This window comes from Microbacterium sp. NPDC087591 (assembly GCF_044743625.1).
Classification (GTDB): Bacteria; Actinomycetota; Actinomycetes; order Actinomycetales; family Microbacteriaceae; genus Microbacterium.
In genome coordinates this window covers 322,873-344,468 of the sequence record NZ_JBIUWU010000001.1, presented here as the reverse complement: position 1 = coordinate 344,468, position 21,596 = coordinate 322,873, and the positions used below count along the sequence as shown (strand labels likewise).

General features: G+C 68.5%; 24 protein-coding genes. 16 read left to right on the top strand and 8 right to left on the bottom strand.

The annotated features are described in order from the left end of the window. Window positions 1-49: 49 nt before the first annotated feature. Window positions 50-1,327, bottom strand: coding sequence for an exodeoxyribonuclease VII large subunit (gene xseA, locus ACIOVG_RS01620; RefSeq protein ID WP_400868400.1), 1,278 nt, complete (start codon window positions 1,325-1,327; stop codon window positions 50-52). 100 nt (window positions 1,328-1,427) lie between these two features. Here xseA and ACIOVG_RS01615 point away from each other — a divergent pair, with 100 nt between their 5' ends. The 4 genes from ACIOVG_RS01615 to ACIOVG_RS01600 all read left to right on the top strand — a co-directional run bounded on the left by ACIOVG_RS01615 (window position 1,428) and on the right by ACIOVG_RS01600 (window position 5,349). Further along, window positions 1,428-2,507 (top strand): 4-hydroxy-3-methylbut-2-enyl diphosphate reductase, encoded by a 1,080-nt coding sequence (locus ACIOVG_RS01615; protein ID WP_400868398.1) that lies wholly within the window; start codon window positions 1,428-1,430, stop codon window positions 2,505-2,507. Between the two features lie 2 nt (window positions 2,508-2,509). Beyond that, complete coding sequence (locus ACIOVG_RS01610; protein WP_400868396.1) at window positions 2,510-3,301, top strand: IclR family transcriptional regulator; 792 nt, start codon at window positions 2,510-2,512, stop codon at window positions 3,299-3,301. A 237-nt stretch (window positions 3,302-3,538) separates the two neighbouring features. Further along, window positions 3,539-4,057, top strand: a complete 519-nt coding sequence (locus ACIOVG_RS01605; protein WP_400868394.1) for a DUF6264 family protein — start codon at window positions 3,539-3,541, stop codon at window positions 4,055-4,057. A gap of 29 nt (window positions 4,058-4,086) precedes the next feature. Then, window positions 4,087-5,349, top strand: a complete 1,263-nt coding sequence (locus tag ACIOVG_RS01600; RefSeq protein WP_400868392.1) for a hypothetical protein — start codon at window positions 4,087-4,089, stop codon at window positions 5,347-5,349. Window positions 5,350-5,430: 81 nt separating this feature from the next. On the opposite strand, the gene fbaA is transcribed toward ACIOVG_RS01600, so the two are convergent. Further along, complete coding sequence (fbaA, locus tag ACIOVG_RS01595; RefSeq protein WP_400868390.1) at window positions 5,431-6,459, bottom strand: class II fructose-bisphosphate aldolase; 1,029 nt, start codon at window positions 6,457-6,459, stop codon at window positions 5,431-5,433. A 184-nt stretch (window positions 6,460-6,643) separates the two neighbouring features. On the opposite strand from fbaA, the gene glpX reads away from it, so the two are divergent. After that, on the top strand, window positions 6,644-7,630 hold the full coding sequence (glpX, locus tag ACIOVG_RS01590; protein ID WP_400868388.1) for a class II fructose-bisphosphatase: 987 nt from the start codon (window positions 6,644-6,646) through the stop codon (window positions 7,628-7,630). A 224-nt stretch (window positions 7,631-7,854) separates the two neighbouring features. Then, entirely contained in the window at window positions 7,855-8,148 is a 294-nt protein-coding gene (locus tag ACIOVG_RS01585; protein ID WP_400868386.1) for a hypothetical protein, read from the top strand. Window positions 8,149-8,166: 18 nt separating this feature from the next. Here the strand turns inward: ACIOVG_RS01585 and ACIOVG_RS01580 are convergent, their stop codons facing one another. Together ACIOVG_RS01580 and ACIOVG_RS01575 are read right to left on the bottom strand one after the other, a co-directional pair. Next, window positions 8,167-9,420, bottom strand: a complete 1,254-nt coding sequence (locus ACIOVG_RS01580) for a DNA recombination protein RmuC (RefSeq protein WP_400868384.1) — start codon at window positions 9,418-9,420, stop codon at window positions 8,167-8,169. Window positions 9,421-9,479: 59 nt separating this feature from the next. Continuing rightward, window positions 9,480-10,073 (bottom strand): 3'-5' exonuclease, encoded by a 594-nt coding sequence (locus tag ACIOVG_RS01575; protein ID WP_400868382.1) that lies wholly within the window; start codon window positions 10,071-10,073, stop codon window positions 9,480-9,482. Window positions 10,074-10,133: 60 nt separating this feature from the next. On the opposite strand from ACIOVG_RS01575, the gene ACIOVG_RS01570 reads away from it, so the two are divergent. Genes ACIOVG_RS01570 through ACIOVG_RS01550 form a run of 5 tightly spaced genes read left to right on the top strand, consistent with a single transcriptional unit; the run spans window position 10,134 to window position 13,421 of the window. Further along, window positions 10,134-10,874 (top strand): class I SAM-dependent methyltransferase, encoded by a 741-nt coding sequence (locus tag ACIOVG_RS01570; RefSeq protein ID WP_400868380.1) that lies wholly within the window; start codon window positions 10,134-10,136, stop codon window positions 10,872-10,874. A gap of 48 nt (window positions 10,875-10,922) precedes the next feature. Beyond that, window positions 10,923-11,996, top strand: coding sequence for a redox-regulated ATPase YchF (gene ychF, locus ACIOVG_RS01565; RefSeq protein ID WP_400868378.1), 1,074 nt, complete (start codon window positions 10,923-10,925; stop codon window positions 11,994-11,996). A gap of 33 nt (window positions 11,997-12,029) precedes the next feature. Next, window positions 12,030-12,311: a type II toxin-antitoxin system RelE/ParE family toxin gene (locus ACIOVG_RS01560; RefSeq protein ID WP_400868376.1), complete on the top strand. Its 282-nt coding sequence runs from the start codon at window positions 12,030-12,032 to the stop codon at window positions 12,309-12,311. Continuing rightward, complete coding sequence (locus tag ACIOVG_RS01555; protein WP_400868374.1) at window positions 12,298-12,600, top strand: HigA family addiction module antitoxin; 303 nt, start codon at window positions 12,298-12,300, stop codon at window positions 12,598-12,600. The genes ACIOVG_RS01560 and ACIOVG_RS01555 overlap by 14 nt, the downstream gene beginning before the upstream one ends. Then, window positions 12,597-13,421 (top strand): alpha/beta fold hydrolase, encoded by an 825-nt coding sequence (locus ACIOVG_RS01550; protein ID WP_400868372.1) that lies wholly within the window; start codon window positions 12,597-12,599, stop codon window positions 13,419-13,421. The genes ACIOVG_RS01555 and ACIOVG_RS01550 overlap by 4 nt, the downstream gene beginning before the upstream one ends. A 94-nt stretch (window positions 13,422-13,515) precedes the next feature. Here the strand turns inward: ACIOVG_RS01550 and ACIOVG_RS01545 are convergent, their stop codons facing one another. Both ACIOVG_RS01545 and ACIOVG_RS01540 read right to left on the bottom strand, forming a co-directional pair. Then, window positions 13,516-15,315 carry an alpha/beta fold hydrolase gene (locus ACIOVG_RS01545; RefSeq protein ID WP_400868370.1) on the bottom strand — a complete coding sequence of 600 codons (1,800 nt, stop codon included), beginning with the start codon at window positions 15,313-15,315 and terminating at the stop codon, window positions 13,516-13,518. Then, a complete protein-coding gene (locus tag ACIOVG_RS01540) occupies window positions 15,312-15,911 on the bottom strand; it encodes a TetR/AcrR family transcriptional regulator (RefSeq protein WP_400868368.1) in 600 nt (199 codons plus the stop codon). Before ACIOVG_RS01540 ends, ACIOVG_RS01545 begins: the two co-directional genes overlap by 4 nt. A 280-nt stretch (window positions 15,912-16,191) precedes the next feature. On the opposite strand from ACIOVG_RS01540, the gene ACIOVG_RS01535 reads away from it, so the two are divergent. Both ACIOVG_RS01535 and ACIOVG_RS01530 read left to right on the top strand, forming a co-directional pair. Then, a complete protein-coding gene (locus ACIOVG_RS01535) occupies window positions 16,192-16,647 on the top strand; it encodes a hypothetical protein (protein WP_400868366.1) in 456 nt (151 codons plus the stop codon). 182 nt (window positions 16,648-16,829) lie between these two features. Then, window positions 16,830-17,129 (top strand): hypothetical protein, encoded by a 300-nt coding sequence (locus tag ACIOVG_RS01530; RefSeq protein WP_400868364.1) that lies wholly within the window; start codon window positions 16,830-16,832, stop codon window positions 17,127-17,129. On the opposite strand, the gene ACIOVG_RS01525 is transcribed toward ACIOVG_RS01530, so the two are convergent. Next, window positions 17,107-17,967 (bottom strand): transposase, encoded by an 861-nt coding sequence (locus tag ACIOVG_RS01525; protein ID WP_400868362.1) that lies wholly within the window; start codon window positions 17,965-17,967, stop codon window positions 17,107-17,109. The genes ACIOVG_RS01530 and ACIOVG_RS01525 overlap by 23 nt on opposite strands. Before the next feature lie 373 nt (window positions 17,968-18,340). Here ACIOVG_RS01525 and ACIOVG_RS01520 point away from each other — a divergent pair, with 373 nt between their 5' ends. From ACIOVG_RS01520 to abc-f, 3 genes are read left to right on the top strand one after another with little or no spacing between them, the layout of a single operon-like run. Then, complete coding sequence (locus ACIOVG_RS01520) at window positions 18,341-18,904, top strand: alpha/beta fold hydrolase (RefSeq protein WP_400868360.1); 564 nt, start codon at window positions 18,341-18,343, stop codon at window positions 18,902-18,904. Between the two features lie 5 nt (window positions 18,905-18,909). Continuing rightward, window positions 18,910-19,446: an isochorismatase family protein gene (locus ACIOVG_RS01515; RefSeq protein WP_400868358.1), complete on the top strand. Its 537-nt coding sequence runs from the start codon at window positions 18,910-18,912 to the stop codon at window positions 19,444-19,446. Window positions 19,447-19,493: 47 nt separating this feature from the next. Next, window positions 19,494-21,158, top strand: a complete 1,665-nt coding sequence (abc-f, locus tag ACIOVG_RS01510; RefSeq protein WP_400868356.1) for a ribosomal protection-like ABC-F family protein — start codon at window positions 19,494-19,496, stop codon at window positions 21,156-21,158. 4 nt (window positions 21,159-21,162) lie between these two features. Here abc-f and ACIOVG_RS01505 read toward each other — a convergent pair whose 3' ends face one another. Further along, a complete protein-coding gene (locus ACIOVG_RS01505; protein ID WP_400868354.1) occupies window positions 21,163-21,507 on the bottom strand; it encodes a LysR family transcriptional regulator in 345 nt (114 codons plus the stop codon). Window positions 21,508-21,596 lie beyond the last annotated feature (89 nt).

Genomic DNA, 21,596 nt, shown 5'->3' with positions numbered 1-21,596 from the left:
CGGCGTGCGGCTGACAGCCACGGCGCCAGGACAGCGGGGCGGTGCCGGCTCAGGAGTCCTCGGCGATCTCGCCCTCGGAGCGTGCGGCCACGGAACCTCTGTCGAGCGTGATCGTCAGAGCGCTGCCGGCGGGGGCATCCGCGGCATCACGCAGGATCACACCGCCGTCGAGGTGCGCGATCGCGTAGCCGCGTGCCAGCGTCGCGGCGGGCGAGAGAGCGCGCAGCGACGCACGGAGCTCGCTGGTGCGACGGCCCGCGGAGTCGAGGTGCCTGGTCATGGTCTCGCGGCCGCGGGAGAGGAGTAGCCACAGTTCCTGCGCCCTGGCGTCGATGATCGGGGCCGGGGAGCGCAGCACCGGGCGCGAGCGCAGCTGCTCCAGCTGGGCGATGTCGTGCGACAGGCGCTGCGTGATGCGTGTGGTCGACCGTGAGCGCAGCTGGGCGATCAGCGCGCGCTGCTCGCCCACGTCCGGCACGACCCGCTTGGCCGCGTCTGTCGGCGTGGACGCCCGCAGGTCGGCGACGTCGTCGAGCAGAGGATGGTCGTTCTCGTGCCCGATCGCGCTCACGATCGGGGTGGACGCCGCAGCGACCGCACGCACCAGGCGTTCGTCGCTGAAGCCGAGGAGCGTCTGCGGGTCTCCTCCACCGCGGGCGATGATGATCACATCAACCTCGGGATCGGCATCGAGGCGGGCCAGTGCGGCGAGGGTGTCGGGGACGCAGCGGTCGCCCTGCACCGCCGCGTACTCGGTGCGGAACCGCACCTGGGGCCAGCGCAGCTCCGCGTTGCGGTGCACGTCCTTCTCGGCATCCGACCGCTCGCCGGTGATCAGTCCGATCACGTGCGGGAGGAACGGCAGACGCTTCTTACGCGACTGGTCGAACAGTCCTTCCTGACGCAGCTGGGCACGCAGTTTCTCGAGCCGCTCGAGCTGGTCGCCCAACCCGACGTGCTTCATGGCCGACACCGTGAAGCTGAAGTCTCCCGCCTTGACGAAGTAGTCGGCCTTGACCGCCGCGACGACGTGATCGCCGACGCCGAGGTCGGAGGGGATGCGTCCGCGCACGCTCGACCACACGCGGATCGAGATCTGCGCATCGGACTGCGTGTCCTTCAGACGGGCGAAGACATTGCCGCCGCGCACGTTCCACGAGGTGATCTCGCCCTCGACCCAGACCGTGTTCCAGCGTGCGATGAAGTCACGGATCGTCCCGTTGAGCCGGGCGACGGAGGTGGGGGCCTCCGCCGTGGAATCGCGCGGAGCGACCGCATCGGCCGGGGGAGCTTCGCCCGCACCCGGTGCGGCTTCGAAGACTGTCATGCGCTGCCTGTTCTCCTGCCCCTGATCATCGTGTGTGTGCTCCCGGGCGAGTACACGGTCGCCCAGGCCTTTCCAGGTGAAGCGCCGGTAGAATCGAAGCGTGACCTCGACTGTCGTTCATCTCCCCGCCCCGCGCATCCCACGCGTGCGTGCGTCGTCCGGCCGGCTTCAGGATAACCCGGTCGTCGGACAGAAGCGGGTGCTGCTCGCTGCGCCCCGCGGGTACTGCGCCGGCGTCGACCGTGCGGTGGTCGCGGTCGAGAAGGCTCTCGAGCGTTACGGCGCTCCGGTGTACGTGCGCAAGCAGATCGTGCACAACATCCACGTCGTCACCGAGCTCGAGGCGAAGGGCGCGATCTTCGTGGAGGAGGTCGACGAGGTCCCGGAGGGGGCGCACGTCGTCTTCAGCGCCCATGGCGTCTCTCCTGCTGTGGTCACCGCAGCGTCCGACCGGGGTCTGCACGCGATCGATGCGACCTGTCCGCTGGTCACCAAGGTGCACCGCGAGGCCGTGCGCTTCGCCCGTGACGACTTCGAGATCCTGCTGATCGGCCACGACGGCCACGAAGAGGTCGAGGGGACGGCGGGTGAGGCGCCGGACCACGTCACGATCGTGAACTCGCCGGACGAGGCCGATACCGTCCAGGTGAAGGACCCGTCCAAGGTGGTCTGGCTGTCGCAGACCACGCTCTCGGTCGACGAGACCATGGAGACCGTGAACCGGCTGCGCACCCGTTTCCCCGAGCTTCACAATCCGCCGTCCGACGACATCTGCTACGCGACCCAGAACCGTCAGGTCGCGATCAAGAAGGTCGCCGCTGCGGCAGATCTCGTGATCGTCGTCGGCTCGTCGAACTCCTCGAACAGCGTGCGGCTGGTCGAGGTCGCGCTGGAGTACGGCGCGAAGGCGGCCTACCGCGTCGACTACGCCGAAGAGGTTCAGCAGGAATGGCTCGACGGTGTCGAGACGGTCGGCGTGACCAGCGGTGCATCCGTGCCCGAGGTCCTGGTGCGCGAGGTGCTCGACGCGCTCGATGACGCCGGGTACCGTGATGTCGAAGAGGTCAAGACGGCGGAGGAGGATCTGATGTTCTCTCTGCCGAAGGAGCTGCGTCACGACGCCTCAGGCCAGCGTGACGTTCGTGCGCTCGGGGGACGCGCGACCGGAGGAGGCGCGTAACGGTGAGCGCCGCGGAGGCGGAGCCGACCCTCATCGGGTCCGTGCAACGTGCACTCCGCCTCGTGGACATCGTCGCGAACTCTCCACGCCCCCTTCCCGTCAAGATGCTCGCGGCCATCACCGGTCTGACGCCCGGCACCACGTACAACCTCGTCCGGACGCTGATCCACGAGGGGTACCTCTCGTCGGAGCCGGATGGACTGGTGCTGGGCAGCCGATTTCCCGCCTTTCAGCACGAGACCGATGCGCGCGGCGTCTTCCTCGCCCGCGTGCGCGCCGCGCTGCGCGATGTGACGGACGAGCTGGGGGCGACCGCCTATCTCTCGCGCTTCGACGACGGCGAGATGCACCTGGTCGACATCGTCGATGCGGCGCACAATCCTCGTGTCGAGCTCTGGGTCGGGCTGCAGTCCAGTGCGCACGCGACCGCGCTGGGCAAGCAGATCCTGGCGGATCTCTCCGACGACGACCGACTCGACTACCTCTCGCGCCATCGCCTGGAAGAGCTGACTCCGCGCACGATCAAGGATCGCCGGACCCTGTTGACCCAGCTCGAGCATTCGCCGGGCTGGACGGTCGACCAGGAGGAGTATGTCATCGGCGCCACCTGCGTCGCGGTCCCTGTCATCGCGCCGAATGTCACGGCCTCGCTCGCCATCTCGCTGCCGTCCGACCGGGCGATCGTCGATCGCGCGCTGGTCTCCACACTGCAGAGCGCCGCACGTCGACTGTCGCTGCAGCTCGGCGCCGATTCCCTGGACGGGTCGAACCCCGGTGCCGAGTTCACTATCTGAAGAAACCGACCTGGTGTTAAGCGAAACGCTTTCCTATGATCAGAAGAGTAGTCGTCTGTGCAAACGGCACTACGGGTCTGCGGATTGTCCCCAGCTCTCCGAGACCCAGTTGGATGCGGAGCGTCCCCAGCGCTCCTCATCCGCGGCCCCGAGAGTCCCCAATTCTTCGGGGCCGCCATCGTTTCCGGGCCGTTCGACTGGCAGCCCGCTCACACGCGCGGCGATTAGCATGGCGGGATGAGCGATACACGGCCCCAGTACGGCGAACTCGCAACCCCGGAGGAGCAGCGACTCGCCGCCGGCCTGCCGCCGCTCGGCGAGGTGCAGCCTGCGGTCGCGGCTCCTGAGTCGACCCAGGAACATACGGCGGTGGAGCCCACCCGTCGCCGACCGGTGGATCGTTTCGTGACCGTCGCGTTGCTCGCATATGGACTCATCAACGTGGTCATGACCGCGATGTCGTATCTCGACCTTCCCGCGTCGATGAACCAGACCATGAAGATGCTCGGGATCGACGGCGAGTTCACCAACTTCGCACAGGGACGTCTCTGGGGGACCATCGCGGCGATCGTCCTGGTGGTCGGCTGGTGCGTCACGGCCGCTCTGTCGATTCGGCGGCTGCGCCGCGCGAAGCTGTCCTGGTGGGTGCCGATCGTCGGTGCCACGGTCACCCTGCTCATCACGTCGATCTGCATCGCCGTGCCGATGATGGGCGACCCCGCCTTCATGGCGTACGTGAGCTCCATCGGTCAGTAGCCGCCCGCGGGGGTCGGTACTGTCGAGACGTGCTTCAGAACAGTTTCGGCGTCCATGTCTCGTACGCTTCGGTCGATCGCGGTGATGGGTCCGATCCGAGGGCCGCGGCGGTCGGCGTCCTCGCCCGGCTGAGGGTCCCTGCCGGCCTGCGCGACGCGACCGGTGAGTGGGGCGACCAGCAGGAGGCTGTTCTCGCGATTCCGGTGACCGACGATGGTCGTGTGCTGACCCTCAGTGCGGATGACCGTGTCGAGCAGTCGTTGACGGCCGGTGCGCTGCGGGCCGCGTTCCAGGAGCAGCACCTCACGCTCTGGCTCGACGTGGACGGCGATCTCGCGACGCTGTCCGACGAAGACGCCGACAGGGATGACGATGTGCAGGTGACCGACGAGGCGGCTCTGCCGGCGGAGGTCGAGTCGGAGGCACTGCTCGATGCCGCGGCGTTCGAAGCGCCGGCCGTGCGGGTGTCGACGTTCTCGCACCGAGGACCCGCCGTCGCGCGGATCCTTGCGACGGCGTTCGGGGTGCCCGTCGACCACCGCGAATCCGGCGACTGGTCCCTGCAGCAGCTGGAGGCGTCGGAGCCGACCGGGTACTGGGTGACCTCCCGCGGTGACCTGCCGCTCGTCGAGTTGAACCGCGCCGAGTCCGCCAGCTGGTTCATCGTCACCACCGATGCCGGGGGAGGCGCCGTGCCGTTCTGGACCGACGCGGAACGAGACACCCGCGCGGTGCTCGACATCGACGCCATCACCGTCCCCGAGACCGCGGAGATCTACCGCCGATTGCTCACAGAGGGCGACGGCAGCAGGGACGAGCTCGCGGAGATCGCGGCGCGGGTCGCGCTGGACGTCGACGCCGCGCACCGTGCGCTGATGCCCGAGTCGCTGGGAGGCGTGGTCGGGGAGCGAGAACGACAGCAGGCCTTCATCGCGGCCTTCGGCGTGCCGTCAGACCTGATCGATGCCGCCTTCGACGACTCCGCGGCCCCTGTGGGGCGACGTTTCGTTCCGGTGGGTTGGGGGACCGCGCTGCGAGAGACGGCGATCGCCGGGATGGGAGAGGTCGTCTCGCTGACCCGCCGCAGCCGACCGCTCGCCCGTCTCGCCGAGGGCATGCGCCGCCGCCCGGTGTGGGCGCTCGCGCTGACGCTGAGCGAGCTCGGGGCGGGAGTGTGGGCCATATCCCGATCGCGCGGGGTGGTCAAAGGTCTGGGAGCGCTCCTCGTGATCGACGCGCTGATCGACGTAGCGATCTGGGTCACGCGCATCCGCCGGGGTCGTCGCGGCTAGTCGCCCGCTCCCCGGCGTTCACCGCAGACGACAGATGCCCCGACCATCCGGCCGGGGCATCTGTCGTAGGTGTTCGGTGCGTCAGCTCTGCGACTTGCCGTGCGAGCCCAGCTGACGGGTCGACTCGACCACGCGAGCGGCCATGGCCGTCTCGGCGACCTTGCCCCACGCGCGGGGGTCGTACAGCTTCTTGTTCCCGACCTCGCCGTCGACCTTGAGGACGCCGTCGTAGTTCTTGAACATGTAGTCCGCGATCGCACGCGTGTAGGCGTACTGGGTGTCGGTGTCGATGTTCATCTTGATGACGCCGTTGGCGACCGCGAGGGCGATCTCCTCGTCGGTCGAACCCGATCCGCCGTGGAAGACGAGGTCGAGCGGCTTCGCGCCCGTATTGTACTTCGCGGCGACCTGCTCCTGGATCTCACCGAGGAGCTCCGGACGCAGCTTCACGCCACCGGGCTTGTAGACGCCGTGCACGTTGCCGAAGGTGAGGGCGGCGATGTACCGGCCCTGCTCACCGAGACCCAGAGCCTGAACAGCCTGGTCGACGTCGGCGAACGTGGTGTAGAGCGCCTCGTTCGAGCCCTCGTGTGCCACGCCGTCCTCTTCGCCGCCGACGACGCCGATCTCGACCTCGAGGATGGCGTTGATGGCCTTCATGCGGGGGAGGAGATCCTTGGCGATCTCGATGTTCTCCGCGAGCGGCACGGCGGAGCCGTCCCACATGTGCGACTGGAAGATCGGGTTGCGACCGGCCTTGACCTCTTCTTCCGAAGCGGCGATCAGCGGCTCGACGAATCCGGCGAGGGCGTCCTTCGGGCAGTGGTCGGTGTGCAGCGCCACGGTGATCGGGTAGTTCTTCGCGACCTCGGTCGCGTAGCGCGCGAAGGCGAGGGCGCCCGTGGCGCGGGCCTTGACGGTGTGGCCGGCGAAGTAGTCGGCGCCGCCGGTGGTGACCTGGATGATGCCGTCGGAGCCGGCTTCGGTGAGGCCCTGCAGGACCGAGTTGATCGTCTGGGAGCTGGAGACGTTGAAAGCGGGGTACGCGAAGCCGCCGGCCTTCGCGCGGTCGAGCATTTCGGCGTACTGATCCGGGGTGGCGACGGGCATGAGAACTCCTGCGATTGGTGAGCCGGGACAGCAGTCACTCTATCGGGGCGCGCGGGCGGATGCCGAAGGCGGGAACGGCCTGCGGCACCCGAGCATCTGCTGTTCTGTTAAGAATCAAGATTCCTTCGTCGTAACGGCGGCGAAAGGAGGCGATTCTGCGCACATCGGTGGCTAGGCTGACCGCATGGTGAGTCTGACTGCTGATCTGAGCCCGCTTCGTCCCGACCGTAACCTCGCGATGGAGTTGGTGCGCGCTACAGAGGCGGCAGCCATCCGCGCCGTGCCGTTCATCGGTCGCGGCGCGAAGGAGGCTGCGGACGGCGCGGCCGTCGACGCGATGCGCGCGTTCCTCGGCACGGTCGACTTCCAGGGTCGCGTGGTGATCGGCGAAGGGGAGAAGGACAACGCCCCGATGCTCTTCAACGGCGAGGTCGTCGGCACCGGCCAGGGGCCGCTGTGCGATATCGCGGTGGACCCGATCGATGGGACCTCGCTGACCGCGGCCGGGCGCCAGAACGCCCTCTCGGTGATCGCGGTCTCCGATCGCGGCACGATGCTCGACGCGTCGACCGTCTTCTACATGGACAAGCTCGTCACCGGGCCTGCCGGAGTGGGGGTGGTCGACATCCGCCTCCCGATCGGTGAGAACATCCGCAAGCTCGCCGGCGCGCTGGGCAAGCCCGTCGACGAGATCGTCGTCTCGGTGCTCAACCGTCCGCGTCACGAGAAACTGATCCAGGACATCCGTGATGCCGGCGCCGGCACTCGCCTGATGAGCGACGGCGACGTGGCCGGCGGCATCAATGCGGCCCGTCACGACGCCCGCACCGACATGTGCGTCGGTGTCGGCGGCAGCCCCGAGGGCATCGTCACGGCCTGTGCCATCAAAGCTCTCGGTGGGCACATCCAGGGGCAGCTGTGGCCGCGCGATGACGAGGAGCGTCAGCGCGGGATCGACGCCGGGCTCGACATGGACCGCGTCTACGAGGCCGACGACCTGGTGAAGGGCAACAACACGATCTTCGTCGCGACCGGGGTCACCGATGGCCAGTTGGTCGCCGGTGTGCGTCGCGAGCGCGGTTACGTGTACACCGAGAGCGTCGTGCTGCGCGGTGCATCGGGCACCCTGCGCCGGATCGCTTCCGAGCACCTCGTCTCCAAGTGGCTGTAGGGCGGTAGGCGCCGTTTCCTGCCGTCGCCGGGCGTAGGAGCCGGTCGCGAAATCAGCTCTCGCCGCAGGTGCGCGCACAGTGCCGTGTCTGCCATCGTTACCGACCCGGTACCGCGCTTCGTGTCGCGGGTCCCCTGTTTGCAGGGGCACCGTGTCACAATTGTCACTGGGTTTGTCGCCGTCGACGGAGCCGCCAGGCACCGCAGGCACAGGAGGGCGAGCACATGGCAATTCAGCACCACAACGGTCCCACGGCCGCAGCGACGAAGATCGTCACCACGAACACCGGCCGTATTCTCCGGGTGAGCGCGGATGTCGACGCGGGTGGTGCAGTGGCCCCGGCAGCGCCTGTCGCTCCTGCCCCTGCCGTCATCGACCCGGCTCGGCGCGCGGATGTGCTCTTCCGCAAGCGCCGTGACGAGGGCCACGAGCTCAGCTCGTGGTGGATGATCGGCGCCTTCCTCGCCACCAGCGGACTCGTGATCGTCCTGCTGAGCGGCGTTCCCGGCGTTGCCTGACGACGGCGCCGCGCCTTCTCAGAGACTCTCTTCCTGCAGCCGCGCCCGGACGTCGCCCACATCGGCGCGCAGCGCGTCCGCATCCGGCTCGTCGGCAGCTCCGACCAGTTCGGGCGCGGTGAAGCGTCGCGCTGACGCGGTCACGACCTGCGGGGCAGCATCGAGCGTCGAGGCATCGATTCCGGGGAACTGCCGCGCCGTCACCAGCACGCGGTTCTCGAGGGAGCCCGCGAACTTGTTGTAGCTGTCGACGGTGCGCTCGAGGGCTCGCCGCAGGTCATCGGCGTGACCGGCGAGAACCCCGAGGCGGTCGTACAGCTGCGTGCCGAGGGTGAGCAGGCTCCGGGCCTCGGTCGATACCTCCTGCTGCGTCCAGGTGTAGGCCACGGTCTTGAGAACCGCCCAGAGGTTCACCGGTGAGGCGAGCGCGACCCGTTTGCTGAAGGCGTAGTCGAGCAGCGTCGGGTCTTCATCGATCGCGGCGGCGAGCAGCGATTCGCTGGGCAGGAAGCAGATCACGAACTCCGGGCTCGCGTCGAGTCCCGACCAGTAGGCCTTCTTCGCGAGGGCATCGATGTGGGCGCGCACCGCTTTGACGTGCTTCTGCATGTACGCGCGACGCTGCGGCTCGTGGGCGTCGCCGCCGGGCAGGGCGGAGGCCTCGAGATAGGCGTCGAGGGGGACCTTCGCATCGACGGGGATCGAGGTCCCTCCCGCCAGCCGGATGACCATGTCGGGGCGCCCCTGGCCGTGATCCGAGGAGATCGTGGTCTGCAGGTCGAAGTCCACGTGACGCGTGAGACCTGCCGCTTCCACGACACGGCGCAGCTGGGTCTCGCCCCACACGCCGCGTGTGGCGGTGGAACGAAGGGCCCCGGCCAGGGACTCGGTCGTCGCCCGCAGCGCCTCATCGGATTCCTGGGCGCGTCGCAGCTGCTCGGCGAGCGTGCCGAACTGCGCCTGCCGCTCCTGCTCGATGGCGGTGACCTTGCTCTGCATCTGCTGCAGGCTCTCCCGAACCGGTGCGAGCGCCGTCAGCACGGCGTTCTGCTGCTGCACGCGCTGCGCCTCGGCGCGTTGTTCGGCACGGGCGTGCTCGACCGCATCGCGGTACAGGTCGTACTGGCGGTCGCGATCGTCGCGCGCCGCCGCGAGCTCCGCCTCGGCGCGGGCGAGAGCGGCGGCACCACGGCCGGCGTGGAGCGCCCAACCCAGCGCACCGCCGGTCACGAGCGCCGCGAGGACGAGAAGAACGATCAGCGGGGCATCCATAGCCTCATGGTGCCGCAGGGGTCGGACATTCCGGCGCAGCGCGCCAGGAGGAGCAGAGGTCAGGCGACCGCGCGTTCGGGGACCGCCGCGGCCGGCGTGGTGACGCGCAAGCCGAGTGCGTCGGCCAGAGCGTCCACATCCGCAGCACCGGCACGCCACGCGGAGTCGATCACGATCTGCGCGCACGCGCGGGCATCCGCCAGGGCATCGTGGTGCGAGAACTCCGCGAAGCCGGCCGCGGCCGCTGCCACCGGCAGGCGGTAGGAGTCGAGCTGATACGTCTTGCGCGCGACCTGGAGGCTGCACAGCGAACGGTACGGCGGGCACACCTCTCCGGTCGCCTCAGAAGCGCGGCGCAACACGTTGAGGTCGAATCCGGCGTTGTGCGCGACCAGCACGTCGGCACCGGCGAAGTCGCACAGGCGGTCGAACTGCTCCGACCACGTGGCCGCGGAGCACACGTCCTCCGGCCGGATGCCGTGGATCCGCACGTTCCATTCCTGGAACTCGTCGTGACCGGCCGGGGGCTGGATCAGCCAGCCGGCGGTGGCGACGACCTCGCCGTCGCGAACGCGGACGAGTCCGACGGAGCAGGCCGAGGCGGGGCTGGAATTCGCCGTCTCGAAGTCGATAGCGGTGAAGTCCAGGGGCACGTCATCCACTCTCTCCCGATGATTCGGCGGCGCCAGGAGGACTCGCCGTAGGCTGGCGACATGACTGATGAGCGCGCGACATCCTTCGGTGCACAGGCGGGCAGCTACGAGGTCGGACGGCCCGAGTATCCGTTCGACGCCGTCGCATGGATGCTCGAGCGGATGCCCGAGGGGTCTCGGCGGATCGCCGACGTCGGCGCGGGGACCGGCAAGCTCACGCGCGCGCTCGTCGCGGCACCGGAGGCCGAGGTCGTCGCTCTGGACCCCGATCCGGCCATGCTCGCCGCGCTGCGCGACGCGATCCCTGGTGTCCCGACGTTCGTCGGGTCAGCGGAGCGGTTGCCGTTGCCGGATGCCAGTCTCGACGCCGTCGTGCTCGGTCAGGCCTGGCACTGGGTCGAGCCCGCCGCGGGGTCGGTCGAGATCGGCCGTGTCGTCCGCACCGGCGGGGTGCTGGGCCTCATCTGGAACATCCGCGACGAGCGTCAGGAGTGGGTGCGACGGCTGACCGAGATCATGCACGGCAGTGCGGCCGAGGAGATGCTGGCCGCCGGCGACCCCGTCGTCGACGCTCCGTTCGGACCGCTCGAGCAGGAGCTGTGGGAGTGGATGCGGCCGATGACGCGCGCGCAGCTGCACAGCATGGCGACATCGCGCAGCTACGTCATCACGGCGTCGGCAGACGAGAAGGAACGCATCCGACGCGACATGGATGCGCTGTTCGACGAGCTCGGACTCGATGACTCGGGCGTGATCGAGTTGCCGTACGTCACCAGGGCATTCCGCGCCATCCGCTCCTGAACGCTGCCCCGGCGTTCCCGGCAGCCTCGACCGGTAGACTCGTGACCCGTGGCTCTTACTATCGGAATCGTCGGCCTGCCCAATGTCGGCAAGTCCACCCTCTTCAACGCACTCACCAAGAACGACGTGCTCGCGGCGAACTACCCGTTCGCGACGATCGAGCCCAACGTCGGCGTGGTGAACCTGCCCGACCCGCGGCTCGACAAGCTCGCCGAGATCTTCGGCAGCGAGCGCATCCTGCCCGCTGCGGTGTCGTTCGTCGACATCGCCGGTATCGTGCGCGGCGCGAGCGAGGGTGAGGGTCTCGGCAACAAGTTCCTCGCCAACATCCGCGAGGCCGACGCCATCGCGCAGGTCGTCCGCGGCTTCGCCGATGACGACGTCGTGCATGTCGATGGCGCGGTGAACCCGGCATCCGACATGGAGACGATCAACGCGGAGCTCATGCTCGCGGACCTCGAGACGGTCGACAAGGCGATCGCCCGATACGAGAAGGAAGTACGCGGCAAGAAGATCGAGCCGGTCGTGCTCGAGACCGCGATCGCCGCCAAGGATGCGCTGGAGCGCGGCGTGCTGCTGTCTGTGTCGGGCCTCGATCTCGCCCCGATTCGCGAGCTCGGCCTGCTGACCTCGAAGCCCGTCATCTTCGTGTTCAACGTCGACGAGGGCGTGCTCACGGATGCCGCGCGCAAGGAGGAGCTCGCCGCGCTCGTCGCCCCGGCCAAGGCCATCTTCCTCGACGCGAAGATCGAGTCCGAGCTGATCGACCTCGACCCTGAGGATGCGGCCGAGCTGCTCGCCTCGACCGGTCAGGACGAGTCCGGGCTGGACCAGCTCGCCCGCATCGGCTTCGACACCCTCGGGCTGCAGACGTACCTGACCGCCGGGCCCAAGGAAGCACGCGCCTGGACGATCCCCAAAGGCTCGAAGGCCCCTCAGGCTGCCGGCGTGATCCACACCGACTTCGAGAAGGGCTTCATCAAGGCGGAGATCGTCTCGTTCGACGACCTCGTCGAGACCGGATCGGTGATCGAAGCCCGCGCCAAGGGCAAGGCGCGCCTCGAGGGCAAGGACTACGTCATGAAGGATGGCGACGTGGTGGAGTTCCGGTTTAACGTATAGCGTTATTGACGCACTCCGTTATACCCTGGCGTCGTGATCAGATCGTTCGGTAGCAAGGACCCCGAACATCTGTGGCGTCGTGAGCGCGTGCGGTCGATTGATCCTCGGATCCACCGGGTGGCGCTGCGCAAACTTCGTCAGGTGGGATCTGCGGCGGTGCTTGAGGACCTCCGCGTTCCGCCCGGAAACCGACTCGAAGCGCTCAAGGGCGATCGAGTCGGACAGCACAGCATCGGGATCAACGACCAGTGGCGGATCTGCTTCGTGTGGACGGACGCTGGACCAGAGGAGGTGGAGATCATTGACTACCACTGACAGGATCGCGCCGATCCACCCTGGAGAGGTTCTCATGGAGGACTTCATCGAGGGCTTCGGCATCACCCAGAACAAGCTCGCGGTGTCGATCGGAGTGCCGCCGCGGCGGATCAATGAGATCGTGCACGGCAAGCGAGGGATCACGGCGGACACAGCGTTGCGGCTGGCGAAGTACTTCGGCACGTCGGCTGAGTTCTGGATCAACTTGCAGAGCCACTACGAGCTGGATCGTGCGGAGGATACTGCGGGGGAGCAGATCGCGTCGATCACACCGTTGAAGGTCGCGTGACTGCCTGCACGCTTCTGAGGCCGGGAGGCGTCTCCATCGTGGTGAGCGATGTCGGTGGTGACGGACCTGTAGTCGTGCTCCTGCACGGCCTCGCCGGGAGTTCGCGGGAGCTCTTGCCTACGGCAAGTGCGCTGCGCGGCTATCGTGTGCTCCTCGTGGATCAGCGGGGGCACGGTCTCAGCACACGGCTTCCGGATGATCTCTCGCGTGACGCCTTCGTCAGCGACCTCGTGGCAGCGTTGGAGGAGCTCGTGCCAGGGCAGCGAGCCACGCTCGTCGGACAGTCGATGGGAGCCCACACCGCTTTTCTCGCAGCAGTGGCGCGGCCGGACCTGGTTGACGGCCTGGTGATGTTGGAAGGCCACGTTGCGGGGAACGATGATCCGGAGGCGGCAGCCGGTCTGGGCAGGTATTTTGCCTCCTGGCCGCAGCCGTTCGAGAGTGAAGCCTCTGCTCGCGAGTTCCTCGGCGATGGCGCAACCGTTGATGCGTGGATGGCGGACCTTCAGGCGACGGAACGTGGGCTCGTCCCGCGATTCGACCCCGCGGTCATGCAGCGAACGATCGAGGCCGTGCACGTGCCGCGGTGGGACGAGTGGGAGGCGCTGCAGGTTCCGACGCTCGCGATCTTCGGGAAGCGCGGGATGTTCAGCGATGCCGACAAGGACGAGCTGATCCGCCGCAGGCCCGAGACGAGCAGGGTCGATCTCGCCGGAGGCAGCCACGACGCCCATCTCGACGCCTTCGATGAGTGGATCGCGGTGCTCCGTAGCTGGTTGTCCCGCAGTCAGGCCAGTACGTCGCACGCCAGTGCCCACTGACGTTTGCATGTCCCGAAACGTCGTGGAGCTCCGCTTCAACAACTGACCGTTTCGTCCCGGTGGTCGTCACATCTCTTGCGGAAGCCTCGAATCATCAGCCCCGAGCTTCCGCTCCCGCGAGCAGCTCGTCGAGCGCGTCTTCATGCGTCAACTGCGGATGGTGGCCGGCCCCAGGCACGGTGATCAACTCGACGTGCGGAAGCGCACCGAACTCGTCGGCGATGATCGGGTCGAGAGGATCGTCGCTGCCCGTGATGATGCGGATCGGGCCGCGGAACCGCTTGAGCGCTCCCTGGAGGTCGGTGCGCCAGCGTCGTGAACCCGCGAGGGCGAGATGCTCCGCCACCCGCTTGGCGGTTCTGCGGGTGAGGTCGTTCACGCTGGACTCGAGAGCTGCAGCGCTCGCCTCCGAGCCGGTCAGATGGCGGGACAATCGCGTCGGGGTCGTGTGCCGCAGGTAGCTGCGGGTGAGCGGACGCAGCCTGGTCGCCGTCCGCGCGGGGGCTTGGAGGAAGAACGGCGCGATCAGCGTCAGGGACCTGACCTGCGCCGGGAGCCGGTCGGCCGCGACCGTCGCGGCTGCCGCGCCGATGGAATGGCCGATGATGTCGACCGCTTCGTCGCCCACTGCCGCCGGCAGCCAGCGGTGCCAGTCCTGCACGCCAGCGCCGCTGCTCAGGCCGAGCCCGGGCAGGTCGACGACACGTGCGCCGATGCGGGACGCGACGTCCGCCCAGGTGTCTGCGTTGACCGGCAGGCCGGGAAGGATCACGCGGTCGGATCGGTGTGTGCCGAGCTCGAGCGTCCGCACTCCGCCGAGATCGACGATTCGACGGTCTCCGGTTGTGACCGCGCCGAACCGACGCGCCACCAGATGGTCGGCCCACCGTTCGAGGGACACGCGCACGTCGGGCATCTCGAGTCCGTGTCTCTCCGCGAACCCGATCGCGGAGTCCGTCGGATAGCGGTCGGCTGACATGAAGGTGAGGGTCTCGGGGTCCGCCTTGGTGATTCGCCTCGGGAGGCGTGCGATGACGTTGACGGGCAGTCGTACGCGGGGAACCTTCACGCCGAGATGGCGGCCGACGTGAGTGAGCAGGTCCGCCAGGGGTGGAGTGGCGTCGTCGAGGATCCAGTAGGCCTGACCGGCAGCGGCCGGGTCGGCTGCTGCCGCCGCCATGAATGCCGCCAGATAGTCCACCGTCACGACCGGGAGGAACGTCGTCTCGTCTCCGGGCAATGCGCCGAGGCTGCCGTCCCAGAGCTGTTCGATGCTGGTGGCCAGCCCGATGTGCTGATCGGACTCCCCGGTCACGCTGTCGCCGATCACGCTGGACGGATTGACGATGGTCCACGGGATGCCCCGGTCCGTCGCGAGCGCCTGGAAGATGGCGTCCGACTCGACTTTCGACGCTTCGTAGGCGCCCAGCTCTTCGTACATCGCGGCGCGGTGGCTGTCGGACCAGGGGATGGTGGCGGGGTCTTGCCCTCCGACGCGGTAGCCCGAGACATGGACGACGCGCTGCAGGCGGGGGAGGTGCTGGGCGAAGTCGATCAGCTTCTCGACGATGCCGACGTTCGCTTCTCGCGCCTCATGGGCGGTCATCCCGAATCGGTAGGAACCGGCGCAGTTGTGGATCTCCGTGACGGTCGGGACTGCCGACGGATCGCCCACAAGGAGCTCGGATGTCTCGAAGTCGACGACCGCGATGCTGATGCTGCGGGCCAGGCCGTGCTCGCTGAGCCAGCGCTGGACGCGCGCTCCCGACTCGGCGGACCGGACTGCTGCCGTGACGTTCGCGCCGGCGTCGGCGAGGGCGAGGACCAGGTGCCGGCCGACCAGCCCCGAGGCTCCGAAGACCAGGGCATGACGGGCGTCAGCGGGCGAGCTCATCGCGTCGACTCCGCCAGCTGGCACCGCAGATCGATGAGTTCCGCCACGACGTCGGCGGCAGCGATCAGGGGCTGAGTGCTGCGCATGGCGCGTGAGAGGATCACCGCCCCCTCGATGGTGGAGACGACGACGGTCGCCAGAGTGCGGGCGCTCTGGGCGTCGATGCCGCTGCCTTCGAGGAGGGCCGTGGTCGGGGCGATCCACGACTCGAAGGCGGTGGCGCACGCCTGTCGCAACGGTTCGCTCTCGGCCCCCATCTCCAGAGTCACGACCGAGACCGGGCAGCCCAACCGATAGTCGCTCTCGCTGACGATGCGCGTCAGCGCCTCGATCGCGAGACGGGCCGCGTGAGCCGCGCCCCCGGCGGATGCGGCCGCGTCGGCGATCAACGTCGCGAACTGTTTCGCGGCGAGGTCGACCGCGGCGACCCCGAGCCCTTCCTTCCCGTCGGGGAAGTGGAAGTACATCGACCCCTTCGGCGCCGCGGAGTGCTCGAGCACGGCGTTCAGCCCGGTTCCGCTGTAGCCGCCGGTCTGGATCAGCACGAGCATGGATTCTGTGAGCTGCGCCCTGGTCCGCTCTCCCTTGGATGTCATGGTTTAACAATAGACCGGTCTATATATTTCTTGCAAACGGCAGGAGAAGCTGCCGTTTGCTCCACGGCACACCGCATACTGGCGTGAGCGCGGGTGGCACGGCCGACACCAGCTCTCGCTGAGAGGCGGTACTCTCGTGGAATTCCCCTGCAATGACGGAGCCTTCGGAGGGATCGTGGCGACGAGGAAGCAGCGCGCAGCGCTGATTCGGGCGATCGACGAACAGCACGTCGTTCGAGTCGAACGTGCGCCCAGGTACGCCGATCCGGTGGACGGAATCGTGTTGCGAGTCGGTGCGGCATGGGCACTCTTGGCACAGGTCTCGGACGGAGGCTACTTCGACGGGCTCATCGCCTTCCGGGTCGTGGATGTGACACGAGTCTCGAGGGATCTGAGCTTCGCGACGACGTTCGCGCAGACGCAGTCGCAGTGGCCGCCCGCCGTGCCGTTCGAGATCGACCTGGACTCCACCGAGGGACTCCTGCGCGGAACCGGGGCCGGCGGTCGGCTCATCGGACTGCAGAAGGAGAAAGAGCGGGACGCACTGTGGATCGGAAAGTTCGACGCGATCGCTCGACGGTTCGCCTACATTCATGAAGTGCGCCCCGATGCCACCTGGCATCCGGAACCTCTCGGGTACAAGACCAAGGCGATCACAGCGGTCCAGTTCGGGACGCGGTACTTCGACGCTCTCTCCGCCATCGCAGGGGCTGGTCCCGCGACGAGAGCCGAGTGAAGGACGACCGCGTCGCCCCGAGCACTCGGAGGCAATGGCGCGACCAGCATCGACCGCCGATACGGCGGAGTGACCCGATCCTCGACCTCGCATCCTGGGTCTTCCCGGTGGCGCCCCTGGTCATGTTCTTCGCGGGAGCCGGTATCTCCAAACGGGGACCGGTGCCGACGGATGTCTCGGCGATGTTCGTCATCGGATGTGCGGTGGTGATCGTGCTCGCTCTGATCATCGTCACGCTCCGCCTGCGGGCGAGGTCCGGAAACGCCCCTTACTCGCGAGTCGGCGCGATCCTTCTCGTCGTCGTGTCGGTGATCTCGCCATTCTTGCTCTGGCTTCGCAGCGGAGCGATAACGGAGTTGGTCCTCATCGCGTTCATCGCGAGCGCCGTTCTTCTCGTCTTCGTCGGCGTCAGCTTCGTGCTGTGGCGGACGAGGCCCTCCTCCTCAGGCCCGGGCGACTCTACGAGGACTGCGCCCGAATGAGCGCGTCCAGCGCATCCTTCGCCGCGCTCTCATCCCGCTCGGCGTCGGCGAGGTGAGCGGCGGCTGAGGCTTCGCTTTCGGCCGTCGCGGCTGCAGCCGTGCGTGCACGCGCCGCATCCTTCGTCGTCTGCGCGAGTTCCTTCTCGAGCTCGGCCACTCGGGTATCGAGCGACTGCACACGAGCCGCCGCGTCGCTGTGCGCCTTCTCTGCCTGCTTGTGATCGCGCTCGGCGCGCTCTCGTGCCTGCTCGGCATCGTGCAGCGCTCGCTCGGCGGTTCGACGTTCCCGACGCGCGCTGACCTCGTCGGCAGGAACGGCCGCCGGGGCGGGGGCCTCGGGAGTGCCGCCTCCGACAGCGGCGCCCAGATCCACGGACTCCGACGGATCGAGCTCGCGCACCAATCGTCCCGACGCGACCGCCGCCGCGGCATCCGGGTCGAAGAAGGCCGCGGAGATCGTCCGCTCGACCGCGTCCAGCGTGGAGGCGGTGATGCGCTCGCCACGCGACGTCGCGAGCTCGGTGGCGTTCTGCGCGAGACGGCGGGTGAGCGTGCGCCGCTCACGCCCGAGCTTCGCGAGCGTGACGGCGTCGAGGTCAGCCTGGGCCTCCCGCAACTCCTCTGCCAGCCGGAGGGCCTCCGCGAGCTGGGCCGTGCGCTCCTGCGCGAACAGGTTGACCACCCATGCCGCGACCGACGGCTTGCGCAGCGCCTTGATCTGCGCGGCCAGTTCGCGGTCGTCCGCGGCCTTCGCCCGGGCGTCGCGCGCGGAGATGAAGTCGCCCGGCGGCCCGGCGTAGAGCGTCGCCGCGATCGTCGAGAGTGCGGTGTCGGTCATCCGCCATCCTTTCGCCGATCTGCACGCGGTGCTGAGGCCACGAGTCTAGGCGCAGGCGACATCGGCAGCGACGCTCGGGAGGAGAACTCCGCGCGGGGCGGAGGAATTCGCGTGGATGCTCCTCCCGAGCCGGCGAACTCCTCCTGAACGCGCCCGACCGAGAACTCCCGGATGCGGGTCGCGGCGGGGGCGGGATACGCTGGACACGGTGCGTCTGGCCTGCGGGGAACCGCGCAGACGCCCGCCGAACCGCTGGAAAGGGCCAGATCGGGTCCTTCGCGATTCGAGAGCGGCCGTTCCGTGCGGGGCACCTGAGGCTTCGGGGACGCAGACCGAGCGCCCCGACAACGACACCGCGAGGAGACTGCTGAGAATGGTCGACACCCAGATCTTCGAACCCGATGGACGCGCGATCCCCTTCGTGGACGAGGGCGACGGCCCCGTCAAGCTGGTGCTGATCCAGGAGCAGGGGCTCGCCGCCGACGTGCTGAGCGTCGCCGCCCACTACCTCGCCGAAGAGGCGGGCTTCCACGTGCTCCGTGTCGGCCACCGCGCCGACGGTGAGGCGACGCTCGACGAGCGTGTCGCGGATGTCCTCGCCGTGATCGACCACGTCGGCATCGACGACACCTGGGTCGGGGGCCACGGATTCGGTGGCACCATCGCGCGTGCGCTGGTCGCCGCGCACGTCGACCGAGCCAACGGCCTCCTGCTGCTCGGCGTCGAAGACGTGGACATCGCGGTGGCCCCGGCCATCCCCGTGCTGATCGTTCAGGGGACCGAAGACGTCGATACTCCCGCCGCGAATGCCGAGCGTCTGCAGGCAACGGTGCCTGACCGATCGAGCATCAAGACGATCGCCGGAGACCACCTCTTCCCGATGCATCACCCGATCGAGACCGGAGTGATCATCGAGGAGTACCTGGACTGGGACTGACCACGATGGCAGCGCCGGAGCGCACCGTCGTCCTCGCCATCGACCTGCAGGCCGGAGTGACGCCGGGATGCTTCGACGAGCACGGCGTCCTGGCACGCGCAGCGGCGCTGGTCGAGCGTGCGCGGGCGTCGGAGGTCCCCGTCGTCTGGGTGCACCACGACCCCGTGGGCGTGGGCACGCCGGGGTGGGAGCTCGCGGCACCGCTCCAGCGCACCGAGGGTGAACCTCTCGTCCGCAAGAGCTATCGCGACTCCTTCGCCGACACGACGCTGCGCGAGACGCTGGATGCGCTGGGCGCGACGCGTCTCGTGATCACCGGCGCGCAGTCGGACTTCTGCGTGCGCACCACGACGCAGCGCGCGGCGGCGGAGGGGTACGACGTGACGCTGGTGAGCGATGCGCACACCACGGTGGACACGGAATGGGACGGCGTCGTGATCTCCGGCGAGCAGATCGTCGCCCACACGAACATGTACTTCTCCGGACTCCGCTATCCGGGCCAGGAGTTCGCGATCGCGACCCACGACCGGGTGCGCCTCTGACGGGCGCCCGGGAATCGGGAGCCCGCGACGCCTGAGAGGATGGTCTGATGACCGCAACCCTCGTCGCCCAGAACGTGGCCGGTGGCTACGGTCACCGCATCCTCTTCGACTCCCTCGATCTGACGGTCGCGCCGGGCGACGTGGTCGGCGTCGTGGGAGCCAACGGCGCGGGCAAATCGACGCTGCTGCGGCTGCTGGCGGGTGTGGATGCCCCGGCGGCCGGCTCGGTCTCGCTGGCTCCGTCCGATGCCTTCGTCGGATGGTTGCCGCAGGAGCATGAACGCGTCGTCGGCGAGACGGTCGCCGCATACATCGGCCGTCGTACCGGATGTGCGCAGGCGACGAACGACATGGATGCCGCCGCGGCAGCACTCGCCGACCCATCGCTGGCTGCCGACGGCACCGATCCCGCGGACGTGTACTCGACGGCACTGGATCGCTGGCTGGCCAGCGGCGCGGCCGATCTCGACGAACGGATCCCCGTCGTGCTGGCGGAGCTCGGGCTCGAACTCGATGCCGGCTCCGCCGTGCACGCCCGGATGACGGACCTCTCCGGGGGACAGGCCGCCCGCGTCGGACTCGCCGCCCTCCTGCTCTCGCGCTTCGACATCGTGCTCCTCGACGAACCGACGAACGACCTCGATCTGGACGGTCTCGAACGCCTCGAAGCCTTCGTGCGCGGACTGCGCGGCGGCGCAGTGCTGGTCAGCCACGACCGCGAGTTCCTGGCCCGAGCAGTGACGCGCGTGCTGGAGCTGGATCTCGCTCAGGGGACGAACCGGGTGTACGGCGGAGGCTACGAGGCCTACCTGGAGGAGCGCGCGACCCTGCGCCGCCACCTGCGCGAGAAGTACGACGAGTTCGCCGACAAGAAGGCCGACCTCGTGGCGCGCGCCCGTACGCAGCGGGAGTGGTCGAGCCAGGGCGTGCGCAACGCCATGAAGAAGTCGCCGGACAACGACAAGATCAAGCGCAAGGCGTCAGCGGAGTCGAGCGAGAAGCAGGCGCAGAAGGTGCGCCAGATGGAGAGCAGGATCGCTCGGCTGGACGAGGTCGAGGAGCCGCGCAAGGAGTGGCAGCTGGAGTTCACGATCGGCAGTGCGCCCCGTTCGAGCTCCGTCGTGTCGACGTTGAGCTCCGCCGTGCTGAACCAGGGGTCGTTCACGCTCGGCCCCGTGTCGCTGCAGGTCAACGCGGGGGACCGGATCGGGATCACCGGGCCGAACGGTGCCGGCAAGTCCACGCTCCTGCGCGCTCTGCTCGGGCGTCAGACGCCGGACGAGGGCAGCGCGAGCCTGGGGGCCAGCGTCGAGATCGGCGAGATCGATCAGGCGCGCTCGCTGCTGGTGGGGAGCGCGCCGCTCGCCGACGCCTTCGAGGCGCTGGTGCCGGAGATGGCGTCCGGGGAGGTGCGCACTCTGCTGGCGAAGTTCGGTCTGCGCGCCGACCACGTCACGCGTCCGGTCGGCGAACTGTCTCCGGGGGAGCGGACTCGTGCGGCCCTGGCGCTGCTGCAGGCCCGCGGCGTCAACCTGCTGGTCCTCGACGAACCGACCAACCACCTCGACCTGCCAGCGATCGAGCAGCTGGAACAGGCTCTCGAGTCGTACGAGGGGACGCTGCTGCTCGTCACGCACGATCGCCGCATGCTCGACACGGTCCGCATCGATCGCCGCTGGCAGGTCGAGCAGGGCCGGGTCACGGAGGGCTAGCGGGTCAGCGCCCCTGGCGCTTCTTGTAGGGCTTGGGCTGGCCTTTGACGATCGGAGCGCGCCCACGTCCCTTCGAGGCCTTGGCCTTGCCGCCGGCCGGGGCGACGGTCTTGGGAGCGGGCGGCGGTGCGGCTGCCACGGTGGCGCGCGCCTCTTCGAGGAACAGCTCGCCGACGTGGGTCAGGCGCGGGGTCCCCTCGCGATGGATCAGCGCATGCCCGAGTTCTTCCTCGAGTTTGTCGAGCGACGTGTAGAGCGACGCGAGCGGGATGCCGAGCTGCTCGGCGGCGCGAGGGAAGTGCAGAGTGTCCGCAAGGACGACATAGCGGCGCAGGAGAGCGATCTTCACGGGGACCCTTCAGCGCCTCGCGCGGTACGAGGCAGTCTCCAGGGTACGCGGACGCGCCCTCGCGCGCCGACCAGGATCTCGGCAGCGAC